Consider the following 10,872-nt stretch of genomic DNA (forward strand, 5'->3'; position numbering starts at 1 on the left):
CGCTCCGCTCGGCGAGCGCTTCGCGCAACGCGCACCTTTCGATGATTCGCTCACTTCGCTCGCTCATGCTTGGGGCTTCCTTCCTCCTGACGGGCACGCCTCGCCGCCAGCATCCGTGCTGGCGGCGGCGTCCGCATCCGGAAGGTCAGTGCCGGGTCCAGAGCGTGAGGTCGCTGCTGGTGGCCACGGCGAGGGTCCGGCCGCTGGGGGAGAACCCGGCGGCGCGGAACTCGGACCAGCCGGCGTGGAAGACGTGCCACCAGGCCGTGCCGTGCTCGCCGCTCCAGGGGCCGGCCGTCAGCAGGACGCGGTGGCTCGGCCACTCCGGGGAGATCACCTCGACGCCCCAGCCGCCCGCCGCACGGTTGTGCAGGCCGCCGCCCCACATCCCGGCCACCGGGATCCGGACGTCCGCGACGGGGCCGATGCCGGGGCAGGAGAGGTCCGCGCCGTCCGGGTCCTCCTCCGGGTCGTACTCGCGCTCCAGCTTCTCGCCCGTCACCGCGTCGAACAGGCCGTGCCCGCTGCTGGAGACCGTCAGCACCAGGTCGCGCCCGGTCTCCGGATGGACGGCGAAGCCGATGCCCTGCAGCGCGCCGACCGGGATCAGGCCCCGGCCGACGGGCCGCCAGGGCCTCGGCGGGGCCGTCACCTCGGTGGCGGCGGTGATCCGGTCGTGGAGCTGCTGCTGGAAGGGGGGCAGGGCCATGCTGATGATCATCCCATCCGGTCCGGGCTACTCGGATTCGGCTGGCGCAAGCCGCAGCACCGCCAGCGCCCCGACCGCCGTGGTCGCCGCCAGGCAGACCCACAGCAACCCGGGCCCGGCGGCCAGCAGCGCCGTCAGCGCCGCCGGCGCCGCCGCCCGGCCGACCCCGCTGGACAGTTCCCAGCGCGCCAGCGCCCGCCCGAGCAGGTGCGGCGGCGCGGACGCCGTCACCAGGGCCGTACCCGAGCCGGTGTAGAGGATCTCGCCCAGCGTGTACAGCACCGCCACCGCCGCGATGCCCACAGCGCCCGAGGTGCCGCCCAGCGACCCGGCCGCCCAGAAGCCCAGGTACGACACGCTCAGCGCTGCCCCCGCGGCAGCCAGCACGGCCCGCCGCGAACGCTTCGCCAACCACAGCACGATGGCCAGCTGCAACGCGATCACCAGCACCGTGTTGCCCACGAACACGCCCGAGGACCAAGCGGCGGAGGTGTGCAGGTGCAGCACCAGCAGCGCGGGCAGCGCCACCTCCAACACGTCGAAGCAGAACGCGTACGGCAGGTTGGCGAGGCTCAGCAGGTTGATCCGGCGCAGCGGCTCGTGCCGTTCCTGCGGACTCACCCGGTGGACCTTGTGCGGCGCGCGTACCCGCAGCGACCCCACCAGCGCGGCGGCGACCAGGCAGGCCACGCCCGTCACCCCGGCCAGCAAGCGGATCGCGCCCGTCCCGCCGGCCACCGCGACGGTGGCCAGCAGCGCGCCCGCGCCCAGGCCCGCGTTGCGCACCGACTTGCCGGCGGCGAGCGCGGCGTCCCGCAGCCGTCCCTCGGTCAGGGTGCTCACCACGGCGGCGTGGGTGGTCGGCCAGGACTGGCTGCCCACCCCGAACAGCACCGCCGCAACGGTGAAAAGCGGCAGCCCGTCGGCCGCGAGCAGGGTGAGCGCGCCTGCCGCCCGCAGCACCAGCGTGACGGCGGCGGGCAGGGTCCGGGCGCCGCTGTCGATCCAGCGGCCGGTCAGCGGCACCACCAGCAGGCCGACCACCATCCCGGCCGACAGCGCCAGCCCGACCGCCCCGGCGTGCTGGTGCAGCACCCCGACGCCGTACAGCAACAGGAACGGGCGCAGCATGCCGCCGCCCACCGCGTCCACGGCGAGCGCCGCCGCGTACCGGGGGCCGCCGGCGGCGGTCAGCAGGCTCAGCAGCGTGGACGGGTTCCGACGGCCGGCGCCGATCGGCGCGGCGGGCGGCTCGCCGTTGCGGACGGCGGCGTGGTCATGGACGGACTTCTCCTGGATCAGGCTCATGGCCGGTACCGTCCGCCCAGGTCGGGCCCGGTGGCACGTGGATTGACGGTTCGCGTCAATCGGCGGCGGCCGGGGTTCGGGGAGGTGGCAGGATTCCGCACGTGAGCGAGCGAAGCGAACGAACCGTCAAGAGGTGCGTGTGGGCGAATGCCCCCGCGGAGCGGTGGGGGTACCCCCGGCCGGAGGCTGGGGGAGGGGTGAGGGCATGAGTGTCGCGATCGACATCACCGGTCTGCCCGAGGAGCGCCTGCTCTTCGCCCCCTCCCCGCTCGCCGAGCTGAACGCCATGCTGCACGCGCTCGCCGAGCCCACGCACCACCCGGCGCTGCACGGCTGGGTCGCGAGCACCACCACCGCGATCCCGCCCGAGCTCGCCGAACGGCTGCTGGAGGCCGACTTCCTCTGGCGCTCCTCGCGGGCCGACTTCCTCGTTCCCGCCCTGCCCGGCGCCACCCTCGCCGAGGAGCTCGACGCCGTCGACCGGATCGACGACGAGCTGTACGTCGCCTCCGCGCTCATCACCACCTGCGGCTCCTCCCGGCTCAACCGCAAGACGGCCTCCCCGCTCACCGACCCCGTCGCCAACGAGCGCGCCCGGGAACTCTCCCTCGCCCGCGGCCCCCGGCAGGCCGCGTTCGCCGACCGGCTGCTCGCCGACCCGCCCGCCGTCCGGGCGTTGGTGCGCAGGATGCTGGAGGACTGCCAGTCCGCGTTCTTCGCCGATGCCTGGCAGCGCGTCCTGCCCGGCCTGGCGGCCGACGCCCGGCACAAGGCCGACCTGCTCGTCCGCCGGGGCCTCGCCGATGCCGTCGGCGCGATCTCACCGTCCGTCACCCTCGACGAGAGCGGCGGGCGGCGGCGGATCGTCATCGACAAGTTGCAGGACAGCACCACGAGCGGCACCGCCAGCGGGGGCGTCACCTTCATTCCCAGCGCCTTCGGCCGTCCCCACCTGCTGGCCGTGCACGCGCCGGGCTGGCGGCCCGTCCTCCAGTACCCCGTCGCCGAGGCCGGCCTGCCCGAGCCCGTCTCGCTCACCCTCGTCCAGCAGCGCCTGGAGGCGCTCGCCCACCCGATCCGGCTGCGCCTCGCCCGCACCATCGCGCGCGGCCCGCACACCACCGGCGAACTCGCCGCCTCCTGGCAGCTCAGCGCCCCCGAGGTGTCCCGCCACCTGGCCGTGCTGCGCAAGGCCGGGCTGCTGATCACCGAGCGGCGCGGGCGGTACATGCTCTACCAGCTGGACCTGTCGTCCAGCGCCCGGCTCGGCTCGGACTTCCTGGAGGCGATGCTGCGGTGACCGGGAACACCAACCGGCCGGAACACGTTCGTCCGGTCATGACCGACGACGCTGCCGCTGTTGCCCCGCCCGAGATCCTCCGCTACGCCGCCTTCTCCACCCGCCCCGAGGGCGGCAACCCGGCCGGTGTGGTGCTCGACGCCACCGGGCTGACCGACGAACGGATGCTCGCCGTCGCCGCCGGGGTCGGGTACTCCGAGACCGCCTTCCTGACCGCTGGTCCTCTTCAGGGTTCTTACGCCGTGCGGTACTTCAGCCCGCTCGCCGAGGTGCCGTTCTGCGGGCACGCGACCGTCGCCTCCGCCGTGGCACTGGCCGAGCGCACCGGGCCCGGGCGGTACGTGTTCGGCACGGCGGCCGGCGACGTCCCGGTCGAGGTCGAGCGCGGCACCGACGGCGTGCTGCGGGCGACCCTCACCAGTGTCGAGCCGAAGACCGAGGAGGTGCCGGAGGCCGACGTCGCCGAGGCGCTCGCCCTGCTCGGCTGGTCCGCCGCCGACCTGGACCAGGCCCTGCCGCCGCGCATCGCCTACGCGGGCGCCCGCCACCTGGTGCTCGCCGCCGGCACCCGCTCGCGCCTCGCCCGCCTCGACTACGACTTCGACGGGCTGGCCGCCTACATGCGCGCCCGCGACCTGACCACCCTCCAGATCGTCTGGCGCGAGGCCGCCGAGGTCTTCCACGTCCGCAACCCCTTCCCGGTCGGCGGCGTCGTCGAGGACCCGGCCACCGGCGCCGCCGCCGCTGCCTTCGGTGCCTACCTGCGTGAGCAGGGCGCGGTGACGGCCCCGGTGGTGCTGACGCTGCACCAGGGCGAGGACCTCGGCCGGCCCGGCGTGCTGCGGGTCGAACTGCGCGCGGAGGACACCCGGGTGCGGGTCTCCGGCGCGGCGGTGGCGATCCCGTAGGGCGCGGCTTCGCGGGAGCCTCCGGCCGGTGAACACGCCGTTGGATTCGATGCCGTCCTTCGCGACCACCGGCCGGATCCCGTTCCGGCCGATCGCCTGTACCTACTAGTATGTACGGGTGTGGGCGAGTGAATCAGCCCCGGCTGGCCGACGGAGAGGAACCGAGATGCCCTTTGTCCGGATCGACGCCCTACACGCCGACGGCGCACGGCTGGACGCGCTCGGCCGTGCGGTGCACGAGGCCCTGATGGAGACGATCGGCATCCCGCCGGAGGACAACTTCCAGGTCCTGGTCAGCCACGACGGCACCAACAGCATGCTGCGCTACGGCGACTACCTCGGTGTGCACCGCGACGAGGGCATCGTCTACATCGCGATCACCCTGCGCGCCGGCCGGACCCCCGATCAGAAGCGGGCGCTGTACCGGAGGATCGTCGAACTCGCCGAGCAGTACGCGGGCACCGAGCCGCGGAACGTGTTCGTCACCCTCACCGAGAACGCCTCGATCGACTGGTCCCTCGGCAACGGCCTGGCGCAGTACGCCCCGTCCGCCGGCCCCGAGCTCTAGAAGTAGAGCACCATGCCCTCCTCGGCCGCGACCACCTCTCCCGCGAAACCGCCAGCGGCCTCCGCCGTCCACCGGGCGCGGTCGCTGCCGGGCCAGAAGTGGGTGAGCAGCAGGCGCTTCGCGCGGGCCCGGGCGGCCCAGCTGCCGGCTTGGGCGGTGCTCAGCAGGAGGGGGTCGCGGTCGGAGCCGTGAAGCGTCGCTCCGGCGATGAACAAATCGGCGTCTGCGGCCAGTTGGACCAGTTCCTCGGCCGGGCCGGCGTCACCGTTGTAGGCGAGGGTGAGGCCGGGCGCAGTCAACCGGACGCCCGCGTGCGGGACGTGATGCGGAAGCAGCGCGGAGTCCAGCCGAAACGGCCCGACTCGGTGGCCCTCCGAGGGGAGCGGATGCGCCTCGAAGACGTCGAGCAGATCCTCGGTCGGCTCCATCGCCTGGACCCGGGCGACCACCCCGGGCGGGCAGTACAGCGGCAGCCGGGCGCCCCGCCGCTCGGCGAAGTAGCGGGCGCGGCACAGCGCGCTGAGGTCCGCGCAGTGGTCGGGGTGCTCATGGGTGATCACCACGGCGTCCAACTGCCCGGCACCGCAGTGCTCCTGCAGCCGGGGGAAGGTCGCGTAACCGAGGTCCAGCACCAGCCGGTACCCGTCATACTCCAGCAGGAAGCCACTCGCACCCCGCCCGGCCTCAGGCCAGGCCCCGCACGTCCCCAGGACCGTCAGTCTGCGCACCGGCCGATGATCTCATGTGCCCGCAGTCGTCGGCCGCCCCGGAAAACCGTTCGCGTTCGGATGCCGCGGCGGGTGAAGCTGCCCGGATGCAGCGAGCGAACAGCCGGATCGTGACCGTCGATCTCACCTACGGGAACGAGTACTTCGGGCAGCTTGGCCCCTTCGAGGTGGAACTCGGCTGGTGGTCCTCCGTCGACGGGGTGATCGCTCGGGCGACCGAGCTGGCCGGGGTGCCGGTGCTCGTGGCGCGGCTGGTCGACGGGCACAGCGAGGATCCCGGCCACGGCGGCCGGGTCCGGTACCACGCGGAGGCACTGCGGCGGCCGACGGCGCTCAACTCCCGCCCGCTGGAGAGCGAAACGGCCGCACTGCTCGCCCCCGCACCGCTGCGGGCCGCCTGGGCGACCCCGGAGGGCCTCCGGAAGGCCCTGGGCTGGGCGGAACAGGAGCTCCTGGCAATCGGTCGCCCAAGTGCCGCGTCCGCGCGGCAGATTCGCACCTGGAACCTCTCCGGCCTCCTCCGCCTCCCGACGGCCACCGGCACCGACGCCTGGCTCAAGACCACCACCCCCGCCTTCAACGCGCGTGAAGGCGAGGTCATCGCGCTGCTCGGCGGCGTCGACCCGACCCTCGTCCCGACCGTCCTCGCCGCCGACTCGGCGGGCGGGCGGCTGCTGCTCGACCACGTCCCCGGCGAGGACTGCTGGAGCCCCTCCGCCGAGACCGTCGCCGACATCGTCCCGCGTCTGGTGGCGGCCCAGGCGGCGCTGGCCGAGCGCCGGACCGTCCTCGCGGGCCTGCGGGACCGGACGCCCGGCGCGCTGCTCGCCCAGCTCACGGCGCTGCTGGACCGGCTCCCCGTCGAGACCGACCTGACCCCCGGGGAACTGGACCGCCTCCGCGCCTTCGCCGCCGACCTCCCCGAGCTGCTGGACCAGCTGGCCGCCTGCGGCCTCCCCGAGACCCTCGTGCACGGCGACTTCCACCCCGGCAACTGGCGCTCCGACGGCGCGAGTTCGACGGTCGTCGACTACGCCGACGCCTGCCTCGGCCACCCCGCCCTGGACGGCCTGCGCCCCCGCGCCTACCTCACCCCGGAGGCCTGGCGGCACCACGCCCAGGTCTGGGCGGAGGCCTGGCGGCAGCACGCCCCGGGCTCGGACCCCAGCCGGGCACTGGACCTCGCCGAGCCGCTCTACCACCTGTCCTACGCGCTGCGGTACCAGGAGTTCCTGGACCACATCGAGCCCAGCGAACGCCCGTACCACGAGGGCGATCCGGCCGCGGAGCTGCGTGCCGTCCTGGCGTGGGCGCGACGCGGCTAGGTTCTTCCGGATCAGTGGGCGGACCGGTCCCCCGCTGGTGCGGCGGCCGCGGGTGTCAGTACGGTGCCGGACAATGCCAGGCACAGCCCCGCCACTCCTGCCCGCCGCCACTGTTCACGAGTACCGGCGCCTGTGCGGGCTTGGCTTCGTCTTGCCCCCACTCCGGCGGGAGGGTGCTGTGGGGCGTGATGTCTGACCACTGATCTGAACTCTTGGGCGCAGACCCCCTGCTTTAGCTGGGGGTTAGCCCGTCCGCCGCAAGCAGACCATCGGGGCGATCAACGCCGTCACCGGCCGCGTCCGTAACCGCCGCGCGGACTTCTGCGCGTGGACGGCGAACCGGATCACGGGCCGGGCGGCGTTGGTCGTGCTGGAAGACCTGCGGATCAAGAGCATGTCCGCCGGCGCGGCCGGGACGGTGGACGCCCCCGGCGTCAACGTCCGGCAGAAGGCCGGACTCAACCGGGCCATCCTGGACAAGGGATGGCACCTGCTCGAACTGGCCCTGCGCAACGCCGCCCGGAACACCGGGACGGCCGTGGTGCTGGTCAACCCCGCGCACACGTCGCAGACCTGCCATGCCTGCGGGCACCGTGCACCGGAGAACCGTGAGAGCCAAGCGGTCTTCCGGTGCGCGGCCTGCGGGCACCAGGACCACGCCGACGTGAACGCCGCGAAGAACATCAAGGCCGCCGGGCAGGCGGTCTCAGGGCGTGGAGACCTCGGCACTGGCCGGTCCGTGAAGCGCCAACCACCGGCCAGGCGCACGCACGGGGCGAAGCCCCCGCGCGGCACGCGCGGCCGGAATCCCCGTCCCTTAGGGCGGGGAGGAAGTCAAGTCTCCTGACGTCCTGGCTTGAGGTGAGGCCGCTCTCCACCGGGCGGCAGCGTGGCGGGCCACACTCCAATTGATCACTCATCGTGATCGAATATGTACGATAAGTGATTGAGGCGGGAGGGGCTCGGACCTGGTGACGTGTCATCCAGGACTGGGGTTCGAGCTGGCCTCGGGCTCCGTCGAATGGCTGACGTCATTCGGGCGGTCGGCCGCCGGGAGATGCCGAGTTGGCCTCAGGAGACCGGGCCCGCCGGCGGTGCGCCGGTGGTTGCGGCGTCGTACAGGGCTTGGGTGGCAGGACCGAAGTGGGCGCTGTAGGAGATCTGCGGGGTGTTGCCGCCGGTGTGGTAGCCGCCGATGACCCCGGTCACCGCCCAGCCGTGCGGCCACGGCACCAGCATGGGCCCACCCGAGGTCCCGCCCACGAAGCCGTCGCACGCGATGCGTTCGAAGGTACCCGGATCCGCGGGATCGTCACTGACCCACCTGGTGGTCCAGCTCAAGCACTCCAGCGGCTTCTGCGCGCTGCCCGGGTAGCCGATCATCCGTACCGGAGCGTGGAAGTAGCCGGTGCCGGTGAGCAGCTGGACCGCGCCCACCGCATCCTCCAGCCGGTGGCCGTCCTGGTCGGGCTCGGTCACCGCGAACCCGAAGTCGTACGCGGCCCCGGCGTGCTCACCCCTGTCGTAGTACTCCTGCGCGACGTAGACGCCGTTGTGCTTGACCGGGAAGATGCCGAACGGCTTGAGCCCGTCGTGGTACTGCGGAACGAACCCCAGGTTCCGCTTGGGGGAGGTGCCGGAGTACCCCTTGAGACAGTGTCCCGCGCTCAGCACCAGGTTGTGGTCGGGACTGTGCACCACGGAGGCGCTGCAGGTGCGGCCCGTGCCGTCGGAATCGGTCCAGAAGAACGCGCCCGCCTGCGGGATGCCGTCGAAGCTCCTGCTCGGAGGGATGAACTCGCCGGGCTGGGGCCCGTCCGCCGTGGCCGGTGCGGCCGGTGCGGCGGGTTCGGTGTCGCCGGGCAGTGCGGCCGCCATGCGGGCCGCGGTCCAGTACGCGCTGAGCCGCTCTGCGGCCGGATTGCCCGTGTTCGGCGTTGCGGCGGAGGCGACCGGGGCAAGCCCGGCGCCCAGCAGCAGCGCGGCTGTGGCCGCTGCGGCATTCCTGCGGGCTGTGGTCCTACGTAACATCATCTGCCCCTTTGCTCATGGTTGATGACCATATTGCCGTTGCGGCTGGACTTCGCCGAGTCGCTGCACCACCTGGCCTACGCGCTGCACGGCGCGGTCAGGGCCTACCCGGCAGGCCGCGCAGCTCCCCGATGCGCAGGAGTCGTGCGAAGAGGAGGAACAGCAGCGCCATCGCGGTGGCGCCGGCGGTCAGCGGGACGACCGCCATCCAGGAGGCCGGTGCGAGGCCGTGGCCGCAGGTGCGGGCGATGAGCCAGCCGGCGGCGCCGGCGCCGGTGGCGGCGGCGGTCAACTTGGCGTAGGTGCGGCAGATTCGCCGGCCGTCGAGGAGTCCCCCGGTGCGGCGCCGGAGCCGCAGGGCCGTGAGCAGCAGGCCGATGGCGTAGGACAGGGCGTAGGCGGCGGCCATCCCGGTGACCGCCCACCGGGGGGACAGCAACAGGTGGCAGGCCACGGCCAGGGCGATGTCGATGCCGCTGATCCACAGCGCCATGCGGAACGGCGTGCGGGTGTCCTCGAAGGCGTAGAAGCCGCGCAGCAGGAGGTACTGGGCGGAGAACGGGATCAGCCCCAGGCCGAAGGCCTGCAGCATGTGGCCCAGCGGGACGGTCTTCGCGGCGTCGGCGGCTCCGTGGGCGAACAGCAGCTGCGCGATCTGCGGGCCGAAGGCGGCGAAGAAGAACGCCGCCGGGACGATGACGACGCCGCTGACCCGGAGCGCGCGGGAGAGGTCTGCGCGCAGGTCGTCCAGGCGGTGCTCGGTCGCCGCCCGGCTCATCCGCGGGAGGAGCACGGTGATGAGGGAGACCGTGACGATGGACTGGGGGAGCATCCATATCTGTTGGGCGTAGCTGTAGGCGGTGTAGCCGACCCCGTCGCTGGGCAGGGCGGCGTCAGCGGCGGACGCCAGGCGGGTGACCACGGTGCTCGCCACGAGGTTGGCCAGGACGAACAGCAGGGTCCAGCGCGCCGCGCTCACGCTCTTGCGCAGGCCGGTGCCCCGCCAGTCGAAACGCGGACGCAGCCGGAAACCGGCCGCGTGGGCGTACGGGATCAGGGCGAGTGCCTGGAGGGCCAGGGCGAGGGTGGTTCCGATGCCGAGCAGCCTGACCTGGGCGCCGGTGATGTCCGCGACCTTCGCCGGGACCGTCATCATGCCGAGGTACAGACCGAACATCGCGATCAGCACGATGTTGTTCAGGACCGGGGTCCACATCATCGCCCCGAACCGGTTCCGGGCGTTGAGGGTCTGCCCGAAGATGCTGAACACGCCGTAGAAGAAGATCTGCGGGAGCAGGAAGCGGGCGAAGACCACGGTCAGCTCGAACGCGTCGTGGGTGGCGGGCGTGTCGCGTTGGTAGATGCCGATGATCTCGGGAGCGGCCCAGGTGGCCAGCGCGCTGCCGGCGCCCAGAACGCACAGGACCATGGTGACCAGGCGCTGTTCGAAGGCGACCCCGCCGTCGGGGTCCTCCGCCCGGGCCCGGACCAGCTGGGGGACCAGGACGGAGTTCAGCGCGCCGCCGATCAGCAGGAAGTACAGGCTGGTGGGCACCGTGTTGGCCTGGTTGTAGGTGGTGGCCAGCAGCCCGACGCCCAATGCCGCGGCCTGCAGTCCCTGGCGGATCAGTCCGGTGGCGCGCGAGACCACCGTCCCGGCGGCCATCAGCGCGGACGACCGCAGCACGCCACCGGCCGCGGCCCGTTTGGGGGTGGCATGTCGCCTGCGTGGCAGTGTCGATCGCGCTGACTTCTCGGGCCGTGTCTCCTCGATCATGGGCACAATCTACGATCCGACACCCTGTCGGCTCATGGGGATCTCGGACTTCGACGTACTTCGACGTACTTCGGGGTACGGGCCCGGAAAGCCCCGGTGGGGGCCGCCGCCGACATCCCCACAAGCAGGAACCGGCGGAAACAAACGGGTCTTCCGCTCTCCCCGGGGACCCCTTACCCCCCCCTCACCCCATGGGAGGGAGAGGACCCCCCCATAGA

The 10,872-nt window shown here is 72.8% G+C and carries 9 protein-coding genes and 1 pseudogene; 5 read left to right on the top strand and 5 right to left on the bottom strand.

All coding sequences use genetic code 11. From position 1 onward, the window contains the following. Nucleotides 1-145: 145 nt before the first annotated feature. Entirely contained in the window at nucleotides 146-709 is a 564-nt protein-coding gene (locus ACFQ87_RS27145) for a hypothetical protein (RefSeq protein ID WP_380613440.1), read from the bottom strand. Nucleotides 710-736: 27 nt separating this feature from the next. Continuing rightward, on the bottom strand, nucleotides 737-2,017 hold the full coding sequence (locus ACFQ87_RS27150; RefSeq protein ID WP_380613441.1) for an MFS transporter: 1,281 nt from the start codon (nucleotides 2,015-2,017) through the stop codon (nucleotides 737-739). A 205-nt stretch (nucleotides 2,018-2,222) separates the two neighbouring features. On the opposite strand from ACFQ87_RS27150, the gene ACFQ87_RS27155 reads away from it, so the two are divergent. The 3 genes from ACFQ87_RS27155 to ACFQ87_RS27165 all read left to right on the top strand — a co-directional run bounded on the left by ACFQ87_RS27155 (nucleotide 2,223) and on the right by ACFQ87_RS27165 (nucleotide 4,793). Further along, nucleotides 2,223-3,317, top strand: coding sequence for a DUF5937 family protein (locus tag ACFQ87_RS27155; protein WP_380613442.1), 1,095 nt, complete (start codon nucleotides 2,223-2,225; stop codon nucleotides 3,315-3,317). Between the two features lie 38 nt (nucleotides 3,318-3,355). Beyond that, a complete protein-coding gene (locus ACFQ87_RS27160) occupies nucleotides 3,356-4,225 on the top strand; it encodes a PhzF family phenazine biosynthesis protein (protein ID WP_380613443.1) in 870 nt (289 codons plus the stop codon). A gap of 166 nt (nucleotides 4,226-4,391) precedes the next feature. Next, on the top strand, nucleotides 4,392-4,793 hold the full coding sequence (locus ACFQ87_RS27165) for a tautomerase family protein (protein WP_380613444.1): 402 nt from the start codon (nucleotides 4,392-4,394) through the stop codon (nucleotides 4,791-4,793). On the opposite strand, the gene ACFQ87_RS27170 is transcribed toward ACFQ87_RS27165, so the two are convergent. After that, nucleotides 4,790-5,521 carry an MBL fold metallo-hydrolase gene (locus ACFQ87_RS27170; RefSeq protein ID WP_380613445.1) on the bottom strand — a complete coding sequence of 244 codons (732 nt, stop codon included), beginning with the start codon at nucleotides 5,519-5,521 and terminating at the stop codon, nucleotides 4,790-4,792. The two genes, ACFQ87_RS27165 and ACFQ87_RS27170, sit on opposite strands and share 4 nt — an antisense overlap. Nucleotides 5,522-5,607: 86 nt before the next feature. Between ACFQ87_RS27170 and ACFQ87_RS27175 the strand changes: the two genes are divergently transcribed. Together ACFQ87_RS27175 and ACFQ87_RS27180 are read left to right on the top strand one after the other, a co-directional pair. Then, a complete protein-coding gene (locus ACFQ87_RS27175) occupies nucleotides 5,608-6,846 on the top strand; it encodes an aminoglycoside phosphotransferase family protein (protein ID WP_380613446.1) in 1,239 nt (412 codons plus the stop codon). A gap of 265 nt (nucleotides 6,847-7,111) precedes the next feature. Continuing rightward, nucleotides 7,112-7,693, top strand: a pseudogene (locus ACFQ87_RS27180) (RNA-guided endonuclease InsQ/TnpB family protein); the annotation flags it as partial. 224 nt (nucleotides 7,694-7,917) lie between these two features. On the opposite strand, the gene ACFQ87_RS27185 reads toward ACFQ87_RS27180, so the two are convergent. After that, on the bottom strand, nucleotides 7,918-8,880 hold the full coding sequence (locus ACFQ87_RS27185) for a trypsin-like serine peptidase (RefSeq protein ID WP_380613447.1): 963 nt from the start codon (nucleotides 8,878-8,880) through the stop codon (nucleotides 7,918-7,920). A gap of 94 nt (nucleotides 8,881-8,974) precedes the next feature. Beyond that, nucleotides 8,975-10,654: a murein biosynthesis integral membrane protein MurJ gene (gene murJ, locus ACFQ87_RS27190; protein ID WP_380613448.1), complete on the bottom strand. Its 1,680-nt coding sequence runs from the start codon at nucleotides 10,652-10,654 to the stop codon at nucleotides 8,975-8,977. Nucleotides 10,655-10,872: the final 218 nt, after the last annotated feature.

Source organism: Kitasatospora sp. NPDC056531 (genome assembly GCF_042794375.1).
In the GTDB taxonomy this organism is placed as follows: domain Bacteria; phylum Actinomycetota; class Actinomycetes; order Streptomycetales; family Streptomycetaceae; genus Kitasatospora.